Genomic DNA, 24,272 nt, shown 5'->3' with positions numbered 1-24,272 from the left:
GAGCCCATGTCCGATCCGGAAAGGAAATCGTGACCACAACATCCGGGCTGCGCCTGGGCGTCATCGGCGCGGGCACCATCGCGGAGTTCCACGTGGCCGCCGCCCGCCAGAGCGCCGGGCAGGTGAAGGTCGCCGCGGTGTGCGACGTCCGGGCCGAGGCGGCCGAGAAGCTGGCCGCCGAGGCCGGCGCCCGCGTCTTCACCGACCACCGGGCGATGCTCGACGCCGGCGGCCTCGACGCGGTCGTGATCACCGTGCCGCACGCGCTGCACGCCCCGATCACCCTCGACGCCGCCGCGGCCGGGCTGCACGTGCTCGTGGAGAAGCCGATCGCCACCACCCGCGAGGACGCCGTCCGCATGATCGAGGCGTGCCGGGCGGCCGGCGTCGTGTTCGCCGTCGGGCACGTGCTGCGCTTCGTCCCGATGTTGCGCGCGGCGGCCGGGTTCCTCGCCTCGGGCGAGCTCGGCCAGGTCGTGGTGGCCGCCGAGCGGCGCACCGCCGACTACGCCGACCCGACGCGCCCCCGCTGGTTCCTCGACGCCGACATGGCCGGCGGCGGCATCGTGCTCAACGTCGGCACGCACAGCATCGACAAGCTTCAGATGCTGGTCGGCTCGCCGATCGCGGAGGTCACCGCGCACGTCGCCGGGCCCGCCGGCGGGTCGGTGGAGACCGAGGCGGTCGCCCTGGCCCGGCACGCCGACGGCACCCGGTCGACGATCTCGGTCACCGGCACCGGCCTGCCGTTCACCGACGAGGCGGAGATCGTGTGCGGCGAGGGCGCGCTGCGCATCAGCCGCGGCGAGGGCGTCTGGTCCTTCCGGGGCGGCGTCGCCACTCAGGTCGCCGCGCCCGGCATCGGCGAGATGGCCACCGCGTTCGCCGCGCAGCTCGCCGACTTCGCGCGGGCCTGCGCCGGCCGCACCGCCCCCGAGGTCACCGCCGAGTACGCCCTGTCGGTCCTCGACGTCGCCCTGGCCGTCTACGAGTCCGCCCGCCGGGGCTCCACCGTCACAGTGAAGGGACAGTCATGAACCCGCTCGCGTTCAGCACGCTCGGCATGCCGGGCGCACCGGCCGAGGAGGTCGTCGCCACCGCCGCCCGGTACGGCTGCGCCGCCGTCGAGCTGCGCTGCGCCGAAGGTGAGATCGTCGCGCCGGACACCCCCGACGCCGAGCTGCGCTCGATCGCCCGGACGTTCGCCGCCGCCGGGATCGGGATCGTCGCCGTGTGCTCCTACACCCGCGTGGCCCGGCCGGACGGCGACCCGGTGGCCGAGGTGCTGCGCCACGTCGAGATCGCCGAAGCGCTCGGCTCGCCGTACGTGCGGGTCTTCGGCGGGGTCGAAGGGCAGGACGACCCGGCCGCCGCCGCGACTCGGAGGCTCGCGGACGTGGCCGGTCGGCTGCCGGACAACGGCGTGGACGTGCTGCTGGAGACGCACGACGTGTTCCTGACGGGCCAGGCGGTCGCCGGCGTGCTGGCCGGGGTCGGCTCGCCGCGCGTCGGCGCGCTGTGGGACGTGGTCAACCCGTGGCGGGCCGGCGAGAGCGCCGCGGCCACCGCGGACGCGCTGGGCCCGTACCTGCGGCACGTGCAGATCAAGGACGCGGCCTCGCCCGCCGACCTCGCGCCGGTGCTGCCGGGCAAGGGCGCGGTGGGCGTGCCGGGCGTGCTGGCCGAGCTGGACCGGATCGGCTACGCGGGCTTCCTGGCGCTGGAGTGGGAACGCGCCTGGTACCCCGACGCGGCGCCCGTCGGCGAGGCCCTGGCCGCCTTCCGAACGGTGCTGGGACGGTGATCCCCCTGGCCGCCTCGGTACGCCGGGGCGAGGGAACGTTCCAGCCCGGCGTGCGCGCGCCGGTGCGCGGGCCGCACGCCGCCCTGGCCAGGGAGCTGCTCGGACCGGCCACCGGCGGCGACGCCTCCGGCGAGATCGAGCTGCGCCTGGTGCCGGACCCGTCGCTCGGCGCGGAGGGCTACACCCTCGACGTCACCCCGGAGCGGGCCGTCGTCGCCGCGGCGGACGTCGCCGGGCTGCGCTGGGGCGTGCAGACGTTGCGCCAGCTCGACGGCCCCGGCGGCGTGCCCTGCGGGACGGTGCGCGACGTGCCCAGGTACGCCTGGCGCGGCGTGATGATCGACGTGGCCCGCTGGTGGCGTCCGATGTCCTTCCTGCGCTCGTACGTCGACCTGCTGGCGTTGCACAAGTTCAACGTGCTGCACCTGCACCTGACCGACGACCAGGGCTGGCGGTTCGAGGTGCGCGCGCACCCGCGGCTGACCGAGGCCGGGGCCCGCCGCGCCGAGTCGCCGGCCGGGCACGCCCGCGAGGGCCGGTTCGACGGCGTCCCGCACGGCGGCTTCTACACCCAGCGGGAGCTGCGCGACCTGGTGGCCTACGCGGCGGCGCGCGGCGTGAGCGTGGTCCCCGAGATCGAGTTCCCCGGCCACTCGCAGGCCGCCATCGCCGCCTGCCCGTGGCTGGGCCACCCCTCCGGGACGCCCGTCCAGGTGCGGACGTCGTGGGGCATCTCCTCCCACGTGCTCAACGTGGGCGAGCGGGCCGCCGGGTTCGCCCGCGACGTGCTCGACGAGCTGTGCGAGGTGTTCCCGTCCCGGTACGTGCACATCGGCGGGGACGAGGTGCGCGCCGGCGAGTGGGCCGCCGACCCCGAGGCCGCGCGGCGGGTCGCCGAGGCCGGGCTCGACGGGCCGCGGGCCCTGCTCGGCTGGTGGGGCCGGCTGCTGGCCGGGCACCTGCGCGGGCTCGGCCGCCGCGCGGTGGCCTGGGACGACATGCTCGACCACGACCCGCCCGAGGACATGGTGATCATGGCCTGGCGGGGCGTGGACCGGATCGAGGCGGCCCTGCGCGCCGGGCACGACGTGGTCGCCGCGCCGCATACGCACACCTACCTCGACTACGCCGAGTCCGACGCCCCGGGCGAGCCGGTCAGCATCTCCGGGCCGCTCCCCCTGGAGACGGTCTACGGGTACGACGCCGGCGACTCCGTGCTCGGCATGCAGGCCCAGCTGTGGGGCGAGTACCTGCCCACCAGGGAACGCTTCGACCACAACGCCTTCCCGCGCCTGTGCGCCGTGGCCGAGGCCGCCTGGTCGGCGGGCCGCGACCTGGGCGGCTTCACCCGGCGGCTGGCCGATCACCTCCCCCTGCTGGACCGGATGGGCGTGGCCTACCGGCGACCCGAAGGAGCCCCGCGTGTTCACCTCTGAGCAGGAGCTGGAGGACCGGCTGGCCACCCCGTCGGCCGCGCTGGCCGCCGACGTCGCCGGGCTCGACGGCGACCTCGTCGTGCTCGGCGCGGGCGGCAAGATGGGGCCGAGCCTGGTCCGGCTGGCCCGGCGGGCCCTGGAGGCGGCGGGCCGCGGCTCGGCCCGCGTGTACGCCGTGTCCCGCTGGTCGGACGGCCGGGCGGCGCGGGCGCTGGCCGACGAGGGCGTCGAGGTGGTCGCCGCCGACCTGATGTCCGGCGGCGACCTGGCCGGGCTGCCGGACGCGGCCAACGTCGTGTTCATGGCGGGCGCCAAGTTCGGCACGTCGGCGGCGCCGTACCAGGCGTGGGCGGTCAACGCGGCGCTCCCGGCCGCCGTGGCCCGGCGCTACCGCGACTCGGCGATCGCGGTGTTCTCCACCGGCAACGTGTACCCGCTGGTGGACGTGGCCGGCGGCGGCAGCGCCGAGGAGGACCGGCCGGACCCGGTGGGCGAGTACGCGATGAGCTGCCTGGGCCGGGAACGCGTCTTCGAGCACGCCGCCGCGGCGTACGGCACCAGGGTCGCGATCCTGCGCCTGAACTACGCGGTGGACCTGCGCTACGGCGTGCTGGCCGACCTCGCGGCCACCGTGGCGGCGGGCGAGCCGGTGGACCTCACCACCGGGCACGTCAACGTCGTCTGGCAGGGGTACGCGAACGAGGTCGCGCTGCGGTCGTTGCGCCACGCGCGCGCCCCGGAGGCGTTCACCCTGAACCTGACCGGCCCGGAGACCGCCTCGGTGCGGCGCACGGCGGCCCGGCTGGCCGCCGCGATGGGGACGAGGGCGTCCTTCACCGGCGGCGAGAGCGGCACCGCGCTGCTCAGCGACGCCTCGCGCTGCCACGGCCTGTTCGGCTACCCGGACGTGCCGCTGGACACCCTGATCGGGTGGCAGGCCGGCTGGCTGTCGCGCGGGCTGCCCCTGTCGGGCAAGCCGACCAAGTTCGCGGTACGCGACGGGAGGTTCTGACATGTCGATCGGCCTGCTGCGGGAGGGGACGGTCATCCCCGCCCACCCGCTGGCGCTGACCGCCGGGCGCGTCCTGGACGAGCGCCGCCAGCGCGCGCTCACCCGCTACTACCTGGCCTCGGGAGCGGGCGGCGCGGCCGTGGCGGTGCACACGACGCAGTTCGAGATCCGCCGGGCGGGGCTGCTGCGGCCGGTGCTGGAGCTGGCCGCCGAGGTCGTGGCGAAGGAGGCGGGGCGGCCGTTCGTCATGGTCGCGGGCGCGTGCGGCGACACCGCCCAGGCCGTGGCGGAGGCCGAGCTCGCCGCCTCGCTGGGCTACCACGCCGTGCTGCTGTCGCCCCAGGTGCCCGGGGCGGGCGAGCCGGAGCTGCTGGCGCGGGCCAGGGCGGTGGGCGAGGTGCTGCCGGTGATCGGCTTCTACCTCCAGGAGGCGGTGGGCGGACGCCGGCTCGGCCCGTCGTTCTGGCGGTCGCTGAGCGAGCAGGAGTCGGTGGTGGCGATCAAGATGGCGCCCTTCGACCGGTATCGCACGCTCGACGTGGTCAGGGCGGTGGCGGCGTCCGGGCGCGGCGACGACATCGCGCTCTACACCGGCAACGACGACAACATCCTGGCCGACCTGCTCTCCCCCGTCGCGGGCCGCCGGATCGTCGGCGGGCTGCTCGGCCAGTGGGCGGTGTGGACGCGGGCGGCGGTGCTCATGTTCGACGAGGTGCGCCGGGCGTGGGCGGGGGACGACGAGGTGCTGCGTTCCCTGCTGGCCCGCGCCGGCGACCTCACCGACGCCAACGGCGCGGTGTTCGACGTGGCGGGCGGCTTCCGCGGCTGCATCGCCGGGGTGCACGAGGTGCTGCGCCGCCAGGGCCTGCTGGCCGGGACGTGGTGCCTGGACCCGGACGAGGGCCTGTCACCGGGGCAGGCCGAGGAGATCGCGCGGGTGAGCGCGGCCTATCCGTGGCTGGTGGACGACGACTTCGTCGCCGCACATCTGGACGACTGGCTGCGCTGAGACCGAAGCCCGGCCCGATCCCGCGGCACTCTCCATGCGAAGGGGGTGCAAGGGCCCCGCTCGTGGACGGCACACGCAGCGGGGCCCCCATTCATCGGGCCGCCACAGAGGTTACTTACGGCGCATTGTAGTATTGATAATATATGGCGCCGTTTTCGCTGCAGGAGCCGACGCGCCAGCCTCTCAGGAGGCATTTGCTCGCGTCAGCCACCGGATGGTACCAATAGCGGCCACTGTGTTGACTGGTGCCGTCCGAGATCTTTTCCTCGTTGAATTGCTGGCTCCAGACGTTGCCGCAGGGGCCGGTGCTGACGGTGAAGCTGCTGTCGACATTCAGACATTTGTCGTAGTTGACGTTGTGGAGTACGACCATGTGGGTGACCGTGTTGTAGCGGACGTGCCAACGGGCTCTGGTGCCGCCTTGCGCGCAGTTCCCCTCATAGGTCTTGCCGTCGGAGATGGACAGCATGCACAGCTTGTTCGGGAGGTCGAACACGAAGCTGTAGGGGCCGTACGTCTTCCATTCGCCGCTGGTGGCCGCATGAGCGGCCGGGGTCACGATCAACGAATTGGCGAGGAGCGCCATGACGATCGCTGCGATCACGGCCTTGAGTTTGAGCATGACACCGTCCCGTGTTTGTCTGATCTTCGGAAGTCGAGCGCCCGCGGATTCGCAGCGACGGTTCGCCGCCGCATATGCCATCACTTTGTCCGCGCATCAGGGTTCGTGCCGGAAGTCCGGCCCGGGTCGCACACCTCACCCGCCGCTGTGCGGCCAGTAGTCGTCGCCCATCGGGGCGATCCCGCCCGAGCTGGGCCAGGGTTCCTCCTTGGCGGCTGCGGGGCCGGCGGCCAGGGCGAGTCCGGCTGCGGTCAGCAGCCCGATCGCGGTGATTCTGAGCGTCGTCTTGGTCATGCCGTCACCTCTCGTCGCTGTTGATGTACGACCTCCCGACCGCCCCCGGGGCGGGCACGGATTCAGTGCACAACGCGGGCCGCCCCGCCCGGTCAGCCGCCGCATCGACACTCCCCCGCGTCGTCGTGTCGCCGACGGGACCTCAGCCTCACCGAACCGCTGATTGTCAGCCAGCCCCTTCGGCCGTCCAGACAATCGGCTTCGGGCCCGCCGGCGCCCTTGGCCGGCGCCGGTGAACCGCTTGCCGCGTCCAGCCGGACGGGCTGATCACCGACTATGCCCGCTCCCGCTTTGGATCCGCTGTGGAGCCGCTATAGGCCCGTTCGCTCGCGCGTGACGACACTGACAGCGTCAGCATGGTGACGGGCAAGCCAAGCGTTGGGCCGCCCCAGTGCAGTCCTGGCCTACGAGGCCCGGGGCGATTGCCGCAGGCCGGATGCGCTCGTGTCAACCTGTCCGGGCTCCGTAGTCACCAACCGTCGCGCGGGACGGGGCCGGGACGTGTGTCCCGGTCCCGGTTCTCGTTCGTCAGACGGTCCAGTGGGCCGTGGACAGGGCGCGGACGGCGTTCTCGTCCACCTCGACGCCGAGGCCGGGGCCGGTGGGCACCAGGGCCGTCCCGTCCGAGACCTCCACCGTCGGGCCGCCGACGTACGCCGAGTGCACGAACTGGCGGCCGTTGAGGTCGACCGGGGTGTCCACGCCGAACGCCGCGAACAGGTGCAGCGAGGCGGCGAACCCCAGGTCGGTGTCCGTCAGCCCCGAGCCCATGATGCGCAGCCCGGCGTCCTCGGCCAACTGGCACAGCCGGCGCGACAACGTCAGCCCGCCCGACCGCTGCACCTTGGCGATGGCGATGTCGACGGCGTCGAGCTTGACGAACGTGGCCAGGTCGGAGGGGTGGCGCAGGCTCTCGTCGAGCGCGACCGGGAGCGGGCTGTGGTCGCGCAGGCGGCGCAGCCCGGTGACGTCGTTGGCGGGCAGCGGCTGCTCGAACGCCGTGACGTCCAGGTCGGCCAGCCGGCGGGCCATGCGCAGCGCGCCGTCCACGGTGTAGGCCTGGTTGGCGTCCACCCACAGCGGGGCGTCGGGGGCCGCCTCCCTGACGGCGGCGACGACGGACAGGTCCGTCGCCTCGTCGTGCAGGCCGACCTTGACCTTGAACGCGTGGTAGCCTTCCGCCCGCCCTTCCTCGACCGCCTGCCGCACCTCGCCGGGCGTCTGACCGGCCACGATCCAGCCGAGCGTGATCCGGTCGCGGCGGCGCTGGCCCCACAGCACGCCGACGGGCACCCCGAGGGCCCGGCCGAGCAGGTCGTGCAGGGCGATGTCGAGCGCGGACTTGGCGATGGGCGACCCGATCGTCAGCCCGCGGTTGATCACCTTCTCGTAGGCCGCGCAGGCGCCGTCCAGGTCCCAGGCGGGGCGGCCGAGGAGGGCGGGGGCCAGGTAGCCGGCGATCGTCGTCGAGATCGACTCCACGGTCTCGTACGTCCAGGCGGGCGTCGGCGTGGCCTCGCCCCAGCCGGTCACCCCGCCGGCCGTCACCTTGACGAGAACCCGCTCGGCGGGCTTCCCCTCGGTGGTGACGTTTCCGCCTGAAATGCTGAACGAACGGATGGACGGCAATTCCACGACGAATATCTCAATACGCTCGACGACCAGCGATCTCATCATTCTCCAATGAGCAGGAATTCATGCTTACCCGAGCATTAAAGCCTCCCGAATCTAGCACGCCGGATTTGATTTCAGAATCAACGGCAGGAATTCATTCGGCCCTTTCGCCGGGGCCCCTGGCCGCATCCGGACGTTGACCGGCGGCCCGCCCGGGCGCAGGCTTCGGTGGTCCCCACTTCTCCCGTTCACGACGAGGTGATCGTGATGGCCGGAACCCGTCCCGCTCTTCCGGACGCGACCAGCGACAGCTTCCTGGCCGAGGCACTGAACGAGGCCAACGCCTACCGCGCCAAGCACCACGCGCCCCCCATGGAGATGGACGCCAAGCTCGTCGAGTACGCCAAGGAGCGCGCGTCCTCGCGCTCGGAGTACGCGAAGCTGTCGGCCGGCCACGACGGCCTGCGCGACACCACCGGCGAGAACATCTTCTGGGGCATGTCCTCCGGCTCCACGCCGAAGACCGCCGGCGACGCCGTGACCGCCTGGTACAACGAGATCGCCGACTACAACTGGGCGAACCCGCCGGGCGACCCGGCCAAGACCGGCCACTTCAGCCAGCTCGTCTGGAAGGACACCAGGAGGGTCGGCGCGGCCCGCGTCGCCGGCCAGGGCCCCGACGGGTTCGAGACCTACATCGTGTTCGTCTTCGAGAACCCGGGCAACTACGAGGGCGAGTACCCCCAGAACGTCCTGCCCGCCTGACGACGGGCCGGTCAGGGGGCGGCGAGGGCCCCCTGACCACCGGCCGCCTGACGGTCACGGGTCGGTGCCCTGGGAGGCGACATGGTCCTCGTCGAAGATGTCCCCCGCCGAGATCACGATCCGCGGGTCGGGCACGCCGACGACCTCGTCGTCCTTGTCGTCGTAGTCGAAGAGGCTGAGCACGTGGCGCATGGCCTCCAGCCGGGCGCGCTTCTTGTCGTTGCTCTTGATGACGGTCCAGGGCGCCGACTCGGTGTCGGTGTGCAGGAACATGTCCTCCTTGGCCTGGGTGTAGTCGTCCCATCTGCGGAGGGAGGCCAGGTCCATCGGCGACAGCTTCCACTGCCGCACCGGGTCCACCTGGCGGATGATGAACCGGGTGCGCTGCTCGGCCCGCGACACCGAGAACCAGAGTTTGACCAGGTGCAGCCCCGAGTCCACCAGCAGGTCCTCCAGGCGGGGCACCTGCTCCATGAACTCCAGGTACTCGTGCACGTCGCAGAAGCCCATGACCCGCTCGACGCCCGCCCGGTTGTACCAGGAGCGGTCGAACAGCACGATCTCCCCGTTGGCCGGCAGGTGGGCGATGTAGCGCTGGAAGTACCACTGGCCGCGCTCGCGCTCGCTCGGCTTCTCCAGCGCGACCACCGTGGCGCCGCGCGGGTTGAGGTGCTCCATGAAGCGCTTGATCGTGCCGCCCTTGCCGGCCGCGTCGCGCCCCTCGAACAGCACCACCAGCCGGCGGCCGGTGGCCTTGATCCAGTACTGCAGCTTGAGCAGCTCGATCTGCAGCAGCCGCTTGTCCCGCTCGTAGATCTCCCTGGACAGGCGCTCGTCGTAGGGGTAGTGCTGCCGCCAGGTGTCCACCGGCCGCCCGTCGGCCCGCATCAGCACCGGATCGTCGTCGTCGCCGTCGTCCACCCACAACCCGGGAGTGGTGTCGAGCAGTTCGCTGTGCTCCGCGGCCGCCAGGGGGGCGAGGACCACGGGCTGCTCGTCGCCTGGACCGGTCATGCGGCCCGCGACCGGATGTTCGCGTTCATGGCGTCCTCTCTTCACCGGATGCGGCCGGCTAATCGTGCCGGCGGGCCCTATTCCGGAAATCCCGCGGGCCGTTCAGCTCGTCGCTCCCAGGCGGGCGCGTACCTGGGCGAGCAGGTCGTGCGGCAGGGGGGCGTAGCCGTACAGGGCCAGGTAGGACTGGCCGGCGTCGCCGGCGGCGTAGCCGAGGAAGGCGCGCGCCAGCGGGTCCGCCCGGCCCGCGCAGATGATCTCGTACGTGACCTGCACGATCGGGTAGGCGCCGGGGACCGGCCGCCTGTGGTCGAACGTCAGCACCAGCCCGCGCTCGCCGCTCTCGACCGTGGCGCCCTGCAGGGCCTTGCTGGCGTTCTCCGGCGACAGCGCGACGAACTCCCCGGCGGCGTTGCGCACGTCCGCGGTGCTCAGGCGGGCGCTGCTCGCGAAGCCGTACTCGACGTAGCCGATGGAGTCCCCGGTGTGCTGGAGCACCTGGGTCATGCCGCTGGAGCTGGTGACGCCCTGGCCGGCGCCGGTCCACGTCCTGGACGGCTGGTGCGGCCAGCCGCCGGTCGCCCGCAGGAACTCGGTGAGGTTCTGGGTGGTGCCGGACTGGCCGGAGCGGTGGAAGACGTGGATGCGGGTGCCAGGAAGGGGCTGGCCGGGGTTGTCGGCGGCGATCTCGCGGGCGTTCCACCTGGTGAGGCGCCCGGTGAAGATGCCGGTCAGGGTCGCCGGGGACAGCCGCAGGCCGGGCACGGAGGTCAGGTTGTAGGCCACCGCGACCGGGGCGACGACCATCGGCAGGTGCTCGGCCCGGCCGCCGCAGCGCCGGTCGGCCCGCGCCTGCTCCTCCGGGGTCATCGGCACGTCCGAGCCGGCGAACGCGCTGCGGCCCGCGATGAAGTCCTCGATGCCGCGGTCGGAGCCGTTGGCCTCGTAGACGACGCGCAGTTCGGGGTGGACGCGCTGGAACTCGCCGGTCCAGGCGTCCATGGCGCCCTTCTGCGCGGTCGAGCCCGAGCCGTGCAGCCACGCGACCACCGGCTCGGGAGCGGCGCCGTCCTCGCTGCTCATGCTCAGGAACACGGCCCCGGCCGCGGCGGCGGCCCCGCCGGCCAGAACGAGCACGGCGACCAGGACCGACTTGGCCCTCCATGTCAGCCTTGCCATTGCACAAGGCTATGAACCGGACGCGTCCGGACCCGTCATCCCTCGGTCAAGCCCTCGGACACGAAGGGTTACCTTGTGGCCAAGCCGTCCGGCGTCCCGTCGGCCGCGGCGGCCAGGAGGCGGGCCAGTTCGACCGGCTGGGTGAACATGGGCCAGTGCCCGGAGTCGAGGTCGACGAGGTCGAGGTGCTTGACCCGGGCCAGCTCCGCGTCGTCGCCGTCGTCGATCCACTCCCGTGCCTGCGCGGGGCTGAACTCGGGGCACACGACGACGGCCGGCACCCCGAACCGCCGCTCGTCCGTCAGCCGCACCACGCCCTTGGCCACCCCCTCGGGGACGGGGACCGCGGCGGCGGCGAACCTCCGCCTGGCCTCCTCGCCGAGGTCGGCCGCGTCCGGCCCCTCGAACGGCGCCCATCCCGGGAACGGCACGACGCCGTCCACGGCCTCGAAAAAGTCGGCGTAGGCGTCGCCGTCGGCGGCGGGGAAACCGCCGATGAAGGCGACCTTGCCCACCTTGTCCGGCCGCGCGTCGGCGGCCAGCCAGGCCAGCGTGCACGCCGCGGAATGGCCGGCCACCAGGGGTGTTCCGTCGGCCGCGTCCACGGCGGCGAGCACGGCCGCCACCTGGTCGGCGAGCGTGGCGGCGGCGTTCCCGTCCCCCTGGCCGGGGAGGGCGACCGGCACGGGACGGTGGCCGAGCGCCTCGATCGCGGGCGTCACCTCGTCCCAGGCGGACGCGTCGAGCCAGAGGCCGCCGATGAGCAGGATGTCCATGTCAGTCTTCTTTCTCCAGTGCGTTCAGGTCGCGTTCCGCGTAGAGCCGGTGTTCCCATTCCTCGCGCAGGACGATGTGCAGGCACTCCTTGAGGGGGAATCCGGCCAGCCGCGGCCAGCCGGGCTCGTCGCGGGTGACGTGTGAGCCGAGCAGCTCGGGCGTGAGCGAGGCGACGACCCGGCCGACCATCGCCCGGCGGTCCCGGCGGACGGCGAGCACCTCCGCCAGCGGCGGCCGGGCCGCCCGGTCCCACGGGACGCCGTCCCAGCCGGGCGCCTCGTCCCACGGCAGGTCGAGCGGGTGCCACGGCGAGGGGTCGCCCAGGATCATCCGGCCGACCCAGGCGGCCGAGGCGAAGTTGAGGTGCCGCAGCGTCTGGACGAAGGACCATTCGCCGTCGACGCTGCGGTGCAGCGCCGCCTCGGGGAACGTCGCGGCGCGGGCGAGGGTGCCCGCCCACAGGCGGTCCAGGATCGCCCATGCCTCGCCGAAGCCTTCGGGGCCGTCGGGGCGCATCTTGGCGCGTTCGGGCATGCGGCGGTTCAGCTCGGCCTCGACGAGGGGGGCGATGTCCACGCCGTTCACCACGACGTTCCGCAGCTCGCCGCTGATCTCGACGTCGACGAGCTCGGCGCCGCGCACCCGCACGCCGGACAGGTCGGCCGCGCGCACGCGGACGTCGCGCACGCGCAGCCGGGTGAACGTGGCCCGCCGCACGCTCACGTCCTCGACGTGCGGGTCTTCCCGGGAGTCGGTCATGACGCCACACGGTAGGCGGTATTCCGGACGTTCTACTTCCGGTACCTGCCGGAACCGCTCTAATCTGCTCGGGTGCCGACCGAACTCAGCCCCACCGCGCGGGCCCTGCGCGCCATGGAGGTCCTCCGGCAGCGTCCCGGCGTGACGGCCGGGGAGCTGGCCGCGGCCCTGGGCGTGACCGAGCGCGCCGCCCGCCGGTACGTCGGGATCCTGCGGGAGGCGGGCATCCCCGTCGAGTCGGCCAGAGGCCCCTACGGCGGCTACCGGCTCGGCCGCGGCACCAGGCTGCCGCCGGTCGCCTTCACCGAGCCCGAGGCGCTGGCCCTGGTCATGGCGGTGTTCGACGGCCAGCCGGCCGCCACCGACCCCGACGACCTGGTGGGCACCGCCCTGTCCAAGGTCATCCGGGCCCTGCCGGAAGGCGTCGGACGGCAGGCCGCCGCGCTGCGCGAGCACGCCTCCGCCGCGCCCGACCGGTACGCGGCCCGTCCCGGCGTCGCCGTGACCAGCGCGCTGGTCGCCGCGTCCGCGGCCCGGCGGCGCGTCCGCATCGCCTACCGGAGCGGATCGGGCACGGAGTGGGAGGCCGAGGTCGACCCCTGGGCGGTCGTCGTCCGGTACGGGCGCTGGTACCTGCTGTGCCACTCCCACCGCGCCGGCGCGATCCGCACCTACCGGGTCGACCGCGTCCGGGCCGTCCACGAGACCGTCCACGGCTTCCGGCCGCCCGACGGGCTGGACCCGGTGGCGGCGCTGGAGGAGAACCTGGGCGCCGGATGGGCGTACGCGGCCCGCGTGGTCTTCGGCGCGCCCCTGGCCGAGGTGGCGCCCTGGGTGCACCCGCCCATGGGACGGCTCGAACCGCATGACGAGGGCTGCGTGCTGGTCGGCAGCACGGGCAACCCGGCCATGTACGCCCAGGAGTGGCTGCCGGCCGTGCCGTTCCCCTTCCGCGTCGAGGGCGGGCCGGAACTGCGCGCGGCGGTCGCCCGCCTGGCCGCCCGCCTGGCCGCCGCGCTGCCCGGTTAGGCCGCCGCTTGCCCGGCCGTACGGTGCCGGCGGACGCGCGCGCCGAGGATCAGGGCGGCCAGCACGGACGCCGCCGCCGAGGCCAGCAGGATCGCGCCCTTGGCCTGCGTCAGGTGGGCCGGCCCGGTGTAGGAGAGCTCGGCGATCAGCAGCGAGACGGTGAAGCCGATGCCGCCCAGCACGCCCACCCCGGCGATGTCGCTCCAACCCAGCCGCGGATTGAGATGGGCGCTGGTGAGGCGCGCGGTGAGCCAGGCGGCGCCGACGATGCCGAGCGGCTTGCCGGCCAGCAGCCCGGCCAGCACGCCCCAGGTCACGGTCCCCGTCCAGAAGCCGCCCGCCCCCGACAGGGAGATCCCGGCCGACAGCAGCGCGAACACCGGCAGCACCGCCCCGGCGCAGAACGGCCGCAACGCGTGCTCGGCGCGCTGCGAGGGCGGCTCCTGCTCGCCGGCGCGCGGGCTGGTGCGCATCAGCAGGCCCATCGCGACGCCGGCGATGGTGGCGTGCACCCCGCAGGCGTGCACCAGCGCCCAGATCAGCACGGCGAGCGGCCCGTACAGCAGCCACGCGGGCAGCGCGCGGCGCACGGCGGTGACCGCCCGGCCCCGCCCGTGCTGCAGGTACGCCCACACGCACAGCGCGGCGGCGGCCCCCGCGAGGGCGGCGAGGTTCAGCCCCGAGGTGTAGCCGACGGCGATCACGACGACCGCGCACACGTCGTCCACGGTCGCCAGCGTCAGCAGGAACGTGCGCAGCGGGGCGGGCAGGCCGCGGCCCACGACGGCCAGGACGGCGAGCGCGAAGGCGATGTCGGTGGCCATCGGCACGCCCCAGCCGCGGGCCGCCTCGCCCGGCGCGGCGGCGTTCACCGCCAGGAACAGCAGCGCCGGGACCACCACGCCGCCGAGCGCGGCCACCACGGGCAACGCGGCGCGGCGCGGGTCGCGCAGCTCGCCGTGCACGAGCTCCTGCTTGAGCTCGTTGCCGACGATGAAGAAGAACACCGCCAGCAGCCCGTCGGCGGCCCACGCCTGCGCGCTCAGGCGCAGGCCCAGCCACTCCGGGCCGAAGGACCACGTGCGCAGGGCCTCGTAGGAGCCGGCGAGGGACGAGTTGGCCCAGGCCAGCGCGGTCAGGGCGGCGACGATGAGCAGGACGCCGCCGACCGCGTCGGAGCGCAGGGCAGTGATGATCCGCGAGGAGGCAGACATGAAGGGAGAACTCCAGGACGGTACGGGTAACGATCGGGCCGCCCCATGCGCGGCCCGGGCCTCATGGCGACCCGCGCACCCGGATCACGTCCGGGTGCGGGCGCTCAGCGGACCTGCGGCGGGCGGATGCCCGCGATCACGCCCCACGTGCTGACGTAGCCGTTCGTGCCGACCGGACGGAACTCCAGCGGGCGCAGCGGGCGGGCGTGCCGCTCGCGCGCGAGGTGGAGGCAGGACGGGAAGTGGAGGCAGGAGCGGAATTCGCGCACCTTGCCTCCCTTTTGTCCAATCGTGTCCCCCTCCTACCCTACAAGTTCCCGCCGCCCCTTGAATCCGGTACCCGGGTACGGGGTTACCGTCGGGACATGACCGCAGACCTGCCCCTCTCCCCCGGCTGCCCCCTGCCCGCCGCCGCCCTCGCGGATGCGATGTACTGACCGTCATGACGATGATCCGCTCACTGCTGCTGTTCGCCCTGGCCGCGCTCGCCGAGATCGGCGGCGCGTGGCTGATCTGGCAGGGCGTGCGCGAGCAGCGCGGGCTGCTGTGGATCGGCGGCGGCGTCGTCGCCCTCGGCCTGTACGGCTTCGTCGCCACCCTCCAGCCGGACGCCAACTTCGGCCGCATCCTGGCCGCCTACGGCGGCGTCTTCGTCGCCGGGTCCCTGGTGTGGGGCATGGTCGCCGACGGGTTCCGCCCCGACCGCTGGGACGTCATCGGCGCCCTGATCTGCCTCGTCGGCGTCCTGGTCATCATGTACGCCCCCCGCGCCTGAGCCCGGCCCCGGGGCGCGCGTCCGCCATGACGCGGCGCATGTCGGCGACGGCCCGCAGCGTCCCGCGCAGGGTGCCGGTCACCTTCGAGCGGCCCGCGCGGGGCAGGTAGTCCACGTCCGTCTCGCCGATCCGCCAACCGGCCGCCGCGGCGCGCAGCACCGTCTCCAGCGGGTAGCCGAAGCGGCGGTCGGCCGTCCCGAGCGACAGCAGCGGCACGCGGGCGGCCGCCCGCATCGGCCCGAGGTCGCGCAGCGCCACCCCGGCGCGACGGCGCAGGCTCCGGGCCAGGACGGCGTTGCCCAGCCGGGCGTGCCCGGGCCAGACGCCGGCGCCGCGCGGCCGCCGGCGGCCGAGCACGAGGTCGAGCTCCCCGCCGAGGACGGGCCCGGCCACCCGGGGCAGCTGGGCGGGATCGAGCGAGGCGTCGGCGTCCATGAAGCAGACCAGGTCGGCGGAGGAGGCCAGCAGCCCGGCGTGGCAGGCGGCCCCGAACCCGCGCACGGGCTCGGCGACCACCCGCGCCCCGAACTCGCGGGCGACCCGCGCCGAGCCGTCGGTGGAGCCGTTGTCGACGACGATCGGGCGGTAGCCGGCGGGCATGCGGCCGAGCACCCAGGCGAGCGCGGCCTCCTCGTTCAGGCAGGGCAGGATCACGTCGATCGTCATGACCGGGCGAACTCCGCCATCCCGGACTCGAACCCGACCGCGGCACGGAAGCCGAGCTCGGCCTCCGCCCGCCGGGGCGAGGCGACGATGTGCCGGACGTCGCCCAGCCGGTAGCCGCCGGTCACCCGCGGGCCGGGGCCGCCGCACCCGGCGGCGAGCACGCGGGCCATCTCGCCCACGGTGCGCGGCGCGCCGGAGGCGATGTTCCAGGCCCTCAGCCCGCCGGGCGGCAAGGACGCGGTCAGGGCCGCCAGGTTCGCCCCGGCCACGTCCCGCACGTGGACGAAGTCGCGGAGCTGGCGGCCGTCCTCGAACACCGCCGGCGCCCGGCCGGCCCGCAGCGCCGAGCGGAAGATCGCGGCGACCCCGGCGTACGGGGTGTCACGCGGCATGCGGGGCCCGTAGACGTTGTGGTAGCGCAGGGCCGCGACGGTCCCGCCGGTCTCCCTGGCCCAGTTGGCGGCCAGGTGTTCCTGGGCGAGTTTGCTGGTGGCGTAGGCGTTGCGCGGATCGGGCGGGGCGTCCTCCTCGATCGGCGCCCAGCGCAGGGGCTCGCCGCAGCGCGGGCAGGGCGGCTCGAACCGGCCGCCGTCCAGGTCGTCCGCGGTCCGCGGACCGGGCCGGACGTCGCCGTGCGCGGCGCAGGCGTAGCGTCCCTCGCCGTAGACGACCATCGAGGAGGCCAGCACCAGCCGGGTGATCCCGTGCCTGGCCATGGCGGCCAGCAGCACGGCGGTGCCGAAGACGTTGACGCAGGCGTAGGCGGGCAGGTCGGAGACGTCCACGCCCAGGCCCACCTTGGCCGCCTGGTGCACGACGGCCTCGACGCCGGGCAGCAGCGCGTCCAGGGCCGTGGCGTCGCGCACGTCCGCGCCGGTCCGCGTGTCGAGGCCGACGACGTCGTGACCCGCCGCCTCCAGGGCCTCGGCGACGTGGCCGCCGATGAAACCGGCCGAGCCGGTGACCATCACTCTCACGCCGCCGACGGTAACCGCCGGGCCGGGCGGACCGAAGCCGCGTTCGCGGTTCGTAAGGGTTCTTACGAACGACGAACGTGAACCGCCGCGGCGGCCCCGGACCGGCCTCCGGATGCGAGGCTGCCGCCGTGAACCGGAACACGACGGCGGCCGCCGGGACGCTCGCCGCCCTGGCGGCCGTGGTGCTGCGGCTGGTGACGGGCCCGCCCCACCTGGGCTGGTACCTGGCGGCCTGGGCGCTGTGCGCGGCCGCGCTGTGGCAGGCCGCCCGGCTGCCGGAGCGGCGGGCGGCCGTCCTGGTCCTGGCCGGCGGGATCACGCTCGCCGCGACCGGCCTGGCCGCCCCGCCGAGCAGCAGCACCGACTCCTTCCGGTACGCCTGGGACGGCCGCGTGCAGGCCGCCGGCGTCTCGCCCTACGACCACCCGCCGGCCGACCCGGCGCTCGTCCGGCTGCGCGACGACTGGCTCTTCCCGGCCGCCTGCGACGCTCCGTCCCTGTGGCCCCTGCCCGGCGGCGGCTGCACCCGGATCAACCGCCCCACCGAGCCGACGATCTATCCGCCGGTCGCGCAGGGCTACTTCCTGCTGGTCCACTGGTTGTCGCCGGACGGGGTGCGGCACAAGGCGCTCCAGCTCGGCGGCTTCGCGGCGGCGGTGGCCGTGCTGGCCATCCTGTGCCGGGCGGCGGGGGCCCGGCGGGCGGCGTACTGGGCGTGGTGCCCGGCCGTGCCGGTGGAGGCGGTGAACAACGCGCACGTGGACATGCTGGGCGTGCTGCTGGTGGTGCTGGCCTTCACCGCCGTGCGGGGGCGCGGCGCGCTGCTCGGCGCGGCCGTGGCGGCCAAGCTGCTGCCCGTGACCGCGCTGCCCGGCGCGCTGTCCGGGGTGCTGTCCGGGGTGCTGTCCGGGGGCCCGGGTGGAGGTGTGGCCTGGCGGCGGGTGCTCGGCGTCGTCGGGCCCGCCGGGCTCGTGATCGCGCTGTCCTACCTGCCGTACGTGCTGGTCTCGGGCGCCTCGGTGGCGGGCTACCTGCCGGGTTACCTCAAGGAGGAGCGCTACGACGGGCCCGGCGGCGGGAACCGATATGCCGTCCTGCGGCTGTTCGTGCCGGACGGGTGGGCGCCCTGGGCCGCGGTCGCGCTGCTCGTCCTGGTCGTCCTGGCCGTCCTGCGGTACGGCGACGCCGACCGGCCCTGGCGCGGCGCGCTGCTGGTCAGCGGCTCCCTCCTGCTGCTGTTCACCCCCGGCTACTCCTGGTACGCGCTGCTCGTCGTCGCCCTGGCCGCGCTGGACGGACGGTGGGAGTGGCTGGGCGTCGCCCTGGCCGGCGCGGTCGCCTACACCGCCGGCCCGGCGGCCCCGGGCACCCCCGGCACCCCCGCGTACGCCGTGGCCGCCCTCGTCGTGCTGGCCGGCTGGGCCGTACGGCGGTCCCGCGGCGATCACCTGCTGTCATCGGCACGGAAGGACTGAGGAAGCTGAGTCGTCCCACGTTCGAGCACCTGCCGCAGATCGTGCTCATCGCCAAGGAGCCCGTGGCCGGGCGCGTCAAGACCCGGCTGACGCCCCCGTACAGTCCGGCCGAGGCCGCCGCGCTGGCCGAGGCCGCGCTCCGCGACAGCCTGCGCGCCGTCGCCGCGACCCCGGCCGCCCAGCGGGTCCTCGCTCTGGACGGCCTGCCGGGCCGCTGGCTGCCCCCCGGTTTCGTGGTGATCCCGCAACGCGGCGCCGGCCTGGACGAGCGCCTCGCGGCGGCCTTCGCCGACGCCCACCGGCTGCGGCCCGGGCCCGTCGTGCTCATCGGCATGGACACCCCACAGGTCACGCCCGAGCTGCTGCGCGAGGCCGGGGAGGCGCTGGCCGACCACGACGCGGCGTACGGCCCGGCGGCCGACGGCGGCTTCTGGCTGCTGGGGCTCCGGCGGCCGGACCCGGCGCTGCTGCTCGGGGTGCCCATGTCGCACCCGGAGACCGGCAAGGTCCAGCTCGACCGGCTGGTCCGCGCCGGGCTGGCCGTCCACCACCTGCCCGAGCTGATCGACGTCGACACCGCCACCGCCGCGACCGAGGTGGCCCGCCAGTCCCCCACCTCCTGCTTCGCCACCACCCTCAGAACGCTGCACCGGTGATCGGGGAGATCTATGCGGCCGCGCTCGCGGGTGAGCGCGCCGAGATCGAGTACCTGGACGGCACCCGCGCCGACCTGGCGGCCGCGCGCTGGTTCACGCCGATCGACGGCGACGAGGAGATCCTGAGCCGCTGCCGCAGCCCCACGCTGGACATCGGCTCCGGCCCCGGCCGGCTCACGGCGGCGCTGACCCGGCGCGGCGTCGCCTCGCTCGGCATCGACGTCACGCCGCACGCCGTCGCCCTGACCCGCCGGGCGGGCGGGTTCGCCCTCCTGCGGGACGTCTTCGACGACGTCCCCGGCACCGGCCAGTGGGCGACGGCGTTGCTCGCCGACGGCAACATCGGCATCGGCGGCGACCCCGCGGCGCTGCTACGGCGGGTCCGGCAGCTCGTACGGCCGGGCGGCACCGTCCTGGCCGAGCTCGCGCCGCCGTGGACGCGCAGCCGGGTCGACCGGGTACGGCTGCGCGTGGGCGTGCGCGCCGGGGACTGGTTCGGCTGGGCGACCGTCTCGGCGGCCGACATCGCGCGCCTGGCCGCGAACGCCGGGTTCACGGCCGCCCACTGCCGGCCGACGCACGGCCGCTGGCTGGCCCACCTGCACTGACCTCCAGCCCCACCGCCCACCGCCCGCGGCCCGGCCGGCACTGGCGTCCGGCCGAGCCGCGGCCGCCCAGGACGCGCCTGGATCAGCGTCCGGTCGGGACGGCCGGACGGCGTCGCTCAGTCGTCGTCGCCGTCGGCGTCGCCGCCGGTCTTGCCGTGGTCGTCGCCGTCGGCGTCGCCGTCGGCCTGGCCGTGGTCGTCGGCGTCGTCGTCGCTCTTGGCGGTCTGGTCGTTGTTCTGGTCGGTCTTCTGGGCGTCCGTGCTGTCGTCCGAGCGGTCGTCGGCCTGGTCGTCAGCGTGGTCGTCGGTCTCGTCGTCGGTCTCGTCGGCGAGGACGGCGCCCTTGGCGGCGTCCACGGTGATCTCGCGCTCGGTGCCGTCGGCGGCGTCGATGTCGATCTCCCAGACCTGGCCGGCGTCCTCGTTCTCCAGCTCGGCCGAGGTGACCTTGCCGCCCGGCACCTTCTCCAGCGCCGTCTTCTCGGCCTGCTCCCGGGAGACCGCCGGAGCCGGCGCGGACGTGGCGGCAGAGGTGGGGGTGGAGGCGGTGGCGAAGGCGGTGCCGACGCCGGCGGCGAGCACGCCGGCCGTGGCCAGTCCAGCGATGATCATAGGCTTGCGCATGCGGAATCACTCCGTCGTTCGGTCGTCGTCCTGACGCCTCCCAGAGTGGCCGCCGGGACGATAGCGACGAACTGCGGGAACCCTAACGTCCGGTTAAGACGCCGAACGGCCCCCGCACCCCCGGCGGACCTACTCGTAACGGGCGCGGCGGGCGATCTTCTCGAACCCGAGACCGCCGAAGAGCCCGGCCGAGGCCGGGTTGTTGACGTTGACGTCCAGGAAGACCTGGCCGGCGCCGCCCTCGCGCATCCGGCCGAGCGCCGCGACGGCGAGCGCCCGCGCCAGCCCGCGCCGCCGCCACCCGGGCACGGCCCCGACCTGGATCAGGAACTCCTCCGCGCACGTCACGAAGCCGACGGCGACGTCGCCCTCGAACGCCACCAGCGAGCACCCCGGCAGGAACTCGTCATCGACCAGCCAGTTCACCCACTGCTCCCGCGTCCACCCGGGAAAGCCCGGACGGTCCGCGAAGGACGCGGAGTACGCCTGGTGGAAGGCCCCTTCGGTGAGTGGGGACCACTCCTCGACCGTCACCCGCGCCAGCATCGGGACGTCCGGCAGCGGCCGGGTCAGGTCGCGCCGGAAGACGTCCTCGGCGAACGCCTGGCGGAAGCCGCGCGCCAGGAAGAGCTCGTGCGCCTGCGGGGTCAGCGACTCTGTCTCCAGCCGCACCTTCCCGGGCTCGGCGGCCAGCCGGTCGAGCAGGCCGGACCCCAGCCCCCGTCCGCGATGGTCGGGGTCGACCAGGCCGGCCGCCGCCGACGTCTCGCCCACCGGCCGCACGGCCCCGCAGGCCACCAGCCGCCCCTCCGTGAACGCGCCCACCGCGGTGCCCGTGACGTACCGGCGTTCCAGGAAGGAGGGCGACGCGGTGGCCGGGAGCCCGCCGTCGCGCGCCGCGCACCTGCCGGCCAGCTCGGCGATCGCCGGCAGGTCCGTGGCGGACAGCGCGGCCCATTCGATGGTCACCGTGGCCTCCTTCGCGTGCGGATGATCAAGTATGTCACCCACGCGGGGCCGCGCCGGACGAGAGCCGGTCAGCCGCTTCGGGGGACGCAGTCGAGGACGACGTTGCCGAGCGGCGTGTGACGCACCCCGGCCACGTCGAGCCCGGCCGCGTCGGCCAGCGTGGTGTAGTCGGCGACGGTGCGCTCGCGGCCGCCGCTGATCACGAGCATGCGCAGGTCCATCTCGGCGAACATGGCCGGGTCGTCGCCGGCGCCGCCCCGGGACTCGATCACGACGACCCGTCCGTGCGACCCGGCCGCGTCGGCGCAGCGCCGCAGGACGCGCTCGGCGTCGGCGTCGTCCCAGTCGTGGATCACGCGCCTGAGCACGTAGACGTCGCCGCCCGGGGGCAGCGGCTCGAAGAAGCTCTGGCCGGCGAACGCGCACCGCCCGTCCAGCCCGAGCCCGGTCAGGTACCGCCGGCCCCGCTCCAGCGTGTCCGGCAGGTCGACGAGCGTGGCCCGCAGCCCCGGGTGGGCGCTCAGCATCTCGGCGATCAGCGCGCCGGTGCCGCCGCCGACGTCGACCACGTGCCGTACGCCGGACCAGTCGTACCCCTCGGCCGCGTCGGTGAGGTCGTCGGCGCCGGCGGCCATCAGGGCGTCGAACGACTCGCCGACCTGCTGATGGGCGGCGAGATGGTGCCAGATCGGGGCGCCGTGGACGCTCTCCCACGCGGGCCGCCCGGTGCGGACGGTGTGCAGCAGGCCGGTGAACGCGACGTCCATCTGCCCGCCGAAGCCGTCGAGGTCGAGCCGGTCGCGCATCATGGAGGGGTGGCCGGCGGCCAGCAGCGCGGCGGGCTCGTTGACCGCGAACACGCCGGGCTCCCGTTCGGCGTAGACGCCGTGGCAGGAGAGGTGGCGCAGCAGCCGGCCCAGGGCGTCGGCGTCGGCGCCCGAACGGCGGGCCAGCTCCTCGACGGGCAGCTCGTCGGCGCCCATCAGATCGGTCAGGCGCAGGGTGGCCGCGACGCGCACGGCCATCGGGGTGACCATGTCCGTGACGGGGGCCAGCACCTCCCACGCCGCCTGCCACGCCGTCGGGTGGACGGTCTCGTCGCCGGTGCCTGTCACGGCCGCAACCCCCTTCTCTCCGAAGGATCAAGGCTCGCCCGCAACCTACCACGCGATCCCGACCCCGTCCGGTCCCGCGCGAAAGGCCCAGCAGGTCCCGCGCGAACCTCCAGCCGGTCCCATGCGGAAACCCCAACCGGTCCCGCGCGCAAACCCGGCGCGGGGCGGCCTCCGGGGGTGCGTCAGCCCAGGAGCCTGGAGAACAGGGCCCCGAGACCGAGGCCGCTCAGGAGCGACCTCGGCCGGTCCTGCTCGGTGGTCGCCGCCGACAGGGGCACGTCGGCAGCGGGGCAGGCCGCCGAGGGCCGGCCGGTCAGGACGTCCAGCGTCCTTCTGACGCCGAGCGCGTCGAGCAGCGACACCCGGGACGACGAGCTCGTGACCGACATGCCGTCGTCGTCGGCGCGGATGGTCGCGGTGCCGTCGGTGACGCACGTCTCGGGCCGGTTGACCAGCGCTTCGAGCACCGCCGTGGCTCCCGCGGCGTCCAGCAGGGACGCCGGCTCCGCCTCGGCCGACGAGCCGGCGTCCGGCAGCCCGGTCTCCGCCCAGCCGGTGCCCGACGCCCCGATGTCCGACGCGCCGGTGGCCGACGTATCAATGTCCGACGCGCCGGTGGCCGACGTGTCAGTGTCCGGCGTGTCGGCGGCCGGGGAGGTGGTGGCCGGGGCGCAGTCCAGGGCGGCGGCGACGAGCGGTTCCAGGATCCGCCGGGCCAGGGTGTCGCCGTCCGCCGCGGCCGGCCGGGCCTCCTCCGTGCCGCCGTCCGGCCTGCTCAGCCCGTTCTCCCGCTCGACGTCGAGCAGGAAGGCGTCGAGCACGCCGGGGAACTCGGCGGCCTCGGCGAACGACGCGTCCGCCGACCGCGGGAGCGCCCCGGGCCGGTCCGCCGGGCGGACGAGCCCCTGCAGGAACGTCCGCACGGCCGAGGTGTCGAGCAGCGCGCCCCCCGCGACCGAGGGCCCGCCGGTGACCTCCAGCCGGGCGGCGACGCACGGAGCGGCGGCCCTGCTGCCGTCCTCGGCCGCCGCCGGGCCCGCCGCCGTCAGCAGCCCCGTTGCGGCCAGGCCGAGGACGGCGATCGTTCTCTTGCACATGGGTGTCTCCCTGCGACGTTACGTGATCATCCGCAGCGATCATTACCCATTGCAGTGGATCAACTACTCTATGAATGTTTCTAGCCCTCTTTACCCGCCGAAACCGGGTCACCGCGCATGCTCTACCGTCTGCTGAGCGAGCGACGTCGAGCGGAAGGACCCCCATGAGCCCCCTGAACGGCACCGGCCCGAGCGCCGAGGAGCTGACCGAGCGGGTGCACGCCCTGCTCGCCTCCCCCAGGCCCTGGTCGGTCACCCAGATCGGCGACCCGGTGCTGCGCCGGACCGCCGAGCCGTACGACGGCCAGCTCTCCGACGCCCTCCTGCGCGAGCTGCTCGACGCGATGTTCCGGCACCTGCCGGGCGTGGGCGTGGGCCTGGCCGCGCCGCAGGTCGGCATCCCGCTGGCGCTGGCGGTCATCGAGGACCCGGCCGAACTGCCGCCCGATCTGGCCGCCGAGCGCGAACGCGTTCCGCAGCCGCCCCTGGAGCTGGTCAACCCCGTCGTGACGCCCCTCGGCCCCGGCTTCCGGGCGTTCTACGAGGGGTGTCTCAGCGTGGAGGGGCTGACCGCCGTCGTGCCCAGGCACGCGCGGGTACGGCTGTCGGCCCTCGACGGGGACGGCCGCCCGTACGAGAAGGAGCTGTCCGGCTGGCCGGCCCGCATCGCGCAGCACGAGACCGACCACCTGAACGGCGCGATCTACCTGGACCGCGCCGACCTCCGCTCGTTGTCGACCACCGCCAACCACGAACGGCTCCTGGCCCCCCGCCCCTGACGC

The 24,272-nt window shown here is 74.5% G+C and carries 27 protein-coding genes; 12 read left to right on the top strand and 15 right to left on the bottom strand.

All coding sequences use genetic code 11. The features are described 5' to 3' along the window. Positions 1-29: 29 nt before the first annotated feature. From ACIBK9_RS40125 to ACIBK9_RS40105, 5 genes are read left to right on the top strand one after another with little or no spacing between them, the layout of a single operon-like run. On the top strand, positions 30-1,037 hold the full coding sequence (locus ACIBK9_RS40125; RefSeq protein WP_352328344.1) for a Gfo/Idh/MocA family oxidoreductase: 1,008 nt from the start codon (positions 30-32) through the stop codon (positions 1,035-1,037). Beyond that, positions 1,034-1,804, top strand: coding sequence for a sugar phosphate isomerase/epimerase family protein (locus ACIBK9_RS40120; RefSeq protein ID WP_364334208.1), 771 nt, complete (start codon positions 1,034-1,036; stop codon positions 1,802-1,804). Before ACIBK9_RS40125 ends, ACIBK9_RS40120 begins: the two co-directional genes overlap by 4 nt. Then, a complete protein-coding gene (locus ACIBK9_RS40115; RefSeq protein WP_397164077.1) occupies positions 1,801-3,240 on the top strand; it encodes a beta-N-acetylhexosaminidase in 1,440 nt (479 codons plus the stop codon). The genes ACIBK9_RS40120 and ACIBK9_RS40115 overlap by 4 nt, the downstream gene beginning before the upstream one ends. Beyond that, positions 3,227-4,252 carry an NAD-dependent epimerase/dehydratase family protein gene (locus ACIBK9_RS40110; protein ID WP_397164075.1) on the top strand — a complete coding sequence of 342 codons (1,026 nt, stop codon included), beginning with the start codon at positions 3,227-3,229 and terminating at the stop codon, positions 4,250-4,252. Before ACIBK9_RS40115 ends, ACIBK9_RS40110 begins: the two co-directional genes overlap by 14 nt. A 1-nt stretch (position 4,253) precedes the next feature. Beyond that, complete coding sequence (locus ACIBK9_RS40105) at positions 4,254-5,261, top strand: dihydrodipicolinate synthase family protein (protein WP_397164073.1); 1,008 nt, start codon at positions 4,254-4,256, stop codon at positions 5,259-5,261. Between the two features lie 115 nt (positions 5,262-5,376). Here ACIBK9_RS40105 and ACIBK9_RS40100 read toward each other — a convergent pair whose 3' ends face one another. The 3 genes from ACIBK9_RS40100 to ACIBK9_RS40090 all read right to left on the bottom strand — a co-directional run bounded on the left by ACIBK9_RS40100 (position 5,377) and on the right by ACIBK9_RS40090 (position 7,812). Further along, a complete protein-coding gene (locus tag ACIBK9_RS40100; protein ID WP_397164071.1) occupies positions 5,377-5,883 on the bottom strand; it encodes a hypothetical protein in 507 nt (168 codons plus the stop codon). Between the two features lie 135 nt (positions 5,884-6,018). Continuing rightward, a complete protein-coding gene (locus ACIBK9_RS40095) occupies positions 6,019-6,177 on the bottom strand; it encodes a hypothetical protein (protein ID WP_397164069.1) in 159 nt (52 codons plus the stop codon). Positions 6,178-6,705: 528 nt separating this feature from the next. Beyond that, positions 6,706-7,812, bottom strand: coding sequence for a dipeptide epimerase (locus tag ACIBK9_RS40090; protein WP_364334226.1), 1,107 nt, complete (start codon positions 7,810-7,812; stop codon positions 6,706-6,708). Between the two features lie 246 nt (positions 7,813-8,058). Between ACIBK9_RS40090 and ACIBK9_RS40085 the strand changes: the two genes are divergently transcribed. Beyond that, positions 8,059-8,556, top strand: coding sequence for a CAP family protein (locus ACIBK9_RS40085; protein ID WP_358293417.1), 498 nt, complete (start codon positions 8,059-8,061; stop codon positions 8,554-8,556). Between the two features lie 54 nt (positions 8,557-8,610). Here the strand turns inward: ACIBK9_RS40085 and ppk2 are convergent, their stop codons facing one another. The 4 genes from ppk2 to ACIBK9_RS40065 all read right to left on the bottom strand — a co-directional run bounded on the left by ppk2 (position 8,611) and on the right by ACIBK9_RS40065 (position 12,285). Beyond that, positions 8,611-9,570, bottom strand: coding sequence for a polyphosphate kinase 2 (ppk2, locus tag ACIBK9_RS40080; RefSeq protein WP_358293419.1), 960 nt, complete (start codon positions 9,568-9,570; stop codon positions 8,611-8,613). Between the two features lie 102 nt (positions 9,571-9,672). After that, positions 9,673-10,749, bottom strand: a complete 1,077-nt coding sequence (gene pstS / locus ACIBK9_RS40075) for a phosphate ABC transporter substrate-binding protein PstS (RefSeq protein ID WP_397164066.1) — start codon at positions 10,747-10,749, stop codon at positions 9,673-9,675. A 68-nt stretch (positions 10,750-10,817) separates the two neighbouring features. Beyond that, positions 10,818-11,525: an alpha/beta fold hydrolase gene (locus ACIBK9_RS40070; RefSeq protein WP_397164064.1), complete on the bottom strand. Its 708-nt coding sequence runs from the start codon at positions 11,523-11,525 to the stop codon at positions 10,818-10,820. Position 11,526: 1 nt separating this feature from the next. Then, positions 11,527-12,285, bottom strand: coding sequence for a DinB family protein (locus ACIBK9_RS40065; RefSeq protein ID WP_397164062.1), 759 nt, complete (start codon positions 12,283-12,285; stop codon positions 11,527-11,529). A 72-nt stretch (positions 12,286-12,357) separates the two neighbouring features. Between ACIBK9_RS40065 and ACIBK9_RS40060 the strand changes: the two genes are divergently transcribed. Further along, positions 12,358-13,314: a WYL domain-containing protein gene (locus ACIBK9_RS40060; RefSeq protein WP_358293426.1), complete on the top strand. Its 957-nt coding sequence runs from the start codon at positions 12,358-12,360 to the stop codon at positions 13,312-13,314. On the opposite strand, the gene nhaA is transcribed toward ACIBK9_RS40060, so the two are convergent. Both nhaA and ACIBK9_RS40050 read right to left on the bottom strand, forming a co-directional pair. Beyond that, positions 13,311-14,528 carry a Na+/H+ antiporter NhaA gene (gene nhaA, locus ACIBK9_RS40055; protein WP_397164060.1) on the bottom strand — a complete coding sequence of 406 codons (1,218 nt, stop codon included), beginning with the start codon at positions 14,526-14,528 and terminating at the stop codon, positions 13,311-13,313. The genes ACIBK9_RS40060 and nhaA overlap by 4 nt on opposite strands. A 104-nt stretch (positions 14,529-14,632) precedes the next feature. After that, positions 14,633-14,797, bottom strand: coding sequence for a hypothetical protein (locus ACIBK9_RS40050; RefSeq protein ID WP_397164058.1), 165 nt, complete (start codon positions 14,795-14,797; stop codon positions 14,633-14,635). A 173-nt stretch (positions 14,798-14,970) separates the two neighbouring features. Here ACIBK9_RS40050 and ACIBK9_RS40045 point away from each other — a divergent pair, with 173 nt between their 5' ends. Beyond that, entirely contained in the window at positions 14,971-15,303 is a 333-nt protein-coding gene (locus tag ACIBK9_RS40045) for a YnfA family protein (protein WP_352353939.1), read from the top strand. Here ACIBK9_RS40045 and ACIBK9_RS40040 read toward each other — a convergent pair. After that, positions 15,281-15,970 carry a glycosyltransferase family 2 protein gene (locus ACIBK9_RS40040; protein ID WP_397164056.1) on the bottom strand — a complete coding sequence of 230 codons (690 nt, stop codon included), beginning with the start codon at positions 15,968-15,970 and terminating at the stop codon, positions 15,281-15,283. The genes ACIBK9_RS40045 and ACIBK9_RS40040 overlap by 23 nt on opposite strands. Then, a complete protein-coding gene (locus ACIBK9_RS40035; protein ID WP_397164054.1) occupies positions 15,967-16,947 on the bottom strand; it encodes an NAD-dependent epimerase/dehydratase family protein in 981 nt (326 codons plus the stop codon). The genes ACIBK9_RS40040 and ACIBK9_RS40035 overlap by 4 nt, the downstream gene beginning before the upstream one ends. A gap of 128 nt (positions 16,948-17,075) precedes the next feature. On the opposite strand from ACIBK9_RS40035, the gene ACIBK9_RS40030 reads away from it, so the two are divergent. Genes ACIBK9_RS40030 through ACIBK9_RS40020 form a run of 3 tightly spaced genes read left to right on the top strand, consistent with a single transcriptional unit; the run spans position 17,076 to position 19,686 of the window. Further along, a complete protein-coding gene (locus ACIBK9_RS40030) occupies positions 17,076-18,422 on the top strand; it encodes a glycosyltransferase 87 family protein (protein WP_397164052.1) in 1,347 nt (448 codons plus the stop codon). Between the two features lie 41 nt (positions 18,423-18,463). Continuing rightward, positions 18,464-19,078, top strand: coding sequence for a TIGR04282 family arsenosugar biosynthesis glycosyltransferase (locus tag ACIBK9_RS40025; RefSeq protein WP_397164051.1), 615 nt, complete (start codon positions 18,464-18,466; stop codon positions 19,076-19,078). After that, positions 19,075-19,686, top strand: coding sequence for a class I SAM-dependent methyltransferase (locus ACIBK9_RS40020; protein WP_397164050.1), 612 nt, complete (start codon positions 19,075-19,077; stop codon positions 19,684-19,686). The genes ACIBK9_RS40025 and ACIBK9_RS40020 overlap by 4 nt, the downstream gene beginning before the upstream one ends. Before the next feature lie 116 nt (positions 19,687-19,802). On the opposite strand, the gene ACIBK9_RS40015 is transcribed toward ACIBK9_RS40020, so the two are convergent. The 4 genes from ACIBK9_RS40015 to ACIBK9_RS40000 all read right to left on the bottom strand — a co-directional run bounded on the left by ACIBK9_RS40015 (position 19,803) and on the right by ACIBK9_RS40000 (position 23,490). Continuing rightward, on the bottom strand, positions 19,803-20,309 hold the full coding sequence (locus ACIBK9_RS40015) for a PepSY domain-containing protein (RefSeq protein WP_397164048.1): 507 nt from the start codon (positions 20,307-20,309) through the stop codon (positions 19,803-19,805). A 129-nt stretch (positions 20,310-20,438) separates the two neighbouring features. After that, positions 20,439-21,278 (bottom strand): GNAT family N-acetyltransferase, encoded by an 840-nt coding sequence (locus ACIBK9_RS40010; protein ID WP_397164046.1) that lies wholly within the window; start codon positions 21,276-21,278, stop codon positions 20,439-20,441. A gap of 68 nt (positions 21,279-21,346) precedes the next feature. Continuing rightward, a complete protein-coding gene (locus ACIBK9_RS40005) occupies positions 21,347-22,393 on the bottom strand; it encodes a methyltransferase (RefSeq protein ID WP_397164044.1) in 1,047 nt (348 codons plus the stop codon). Positions 22,394-22,575: 182 nt separating this feature from the next. Beyond that, complete coding sequence (locus tag ACIBK9_RS40000) at positions 22,576-23,490, bottom strand: hypothetical protein (RefSeq protein WP_397164042.1); 915 nt, start codon at positions 23,488-23,490, stop codon at positions 22,576-22,578. A gap of 164 nt (positions 23,491-23,654) precedes the next feature. On the opposite strand from ACIBK9_RS40000, the gene ACIBK9_RS39995 reads away from it, so the two are divergent. After that, the gene (locus tag ACIBK9_RS39995) at positions 23,655-24,269 is read left to right on the top strand and encodes a peptide deformylase (RefSeq protein WP_397164041.1); all 615 of its coding nucleotides are present in this window, start codon (positions 23,655-23,657) and stop codon (positions 24,267-24,269) included. Positions 24,270-24,272: the final 3 nt, after the last annotated feature.

Origin of the sequence: Nonomuraea sp. NPDC050227 (assembly GCF_044459705.1) — a bacterium.
Taxonomy (GTDB): domain Bacteria; phylum Actinomycetota; class Actinomycetes; order Streptosporangiales; family Streptosporangiaceae; genus Nonomuraea.
Note: the sequence above shows the minus strand (reverse complement) of the source record. Positions and strands in the feature narration are given on the sequence as shown.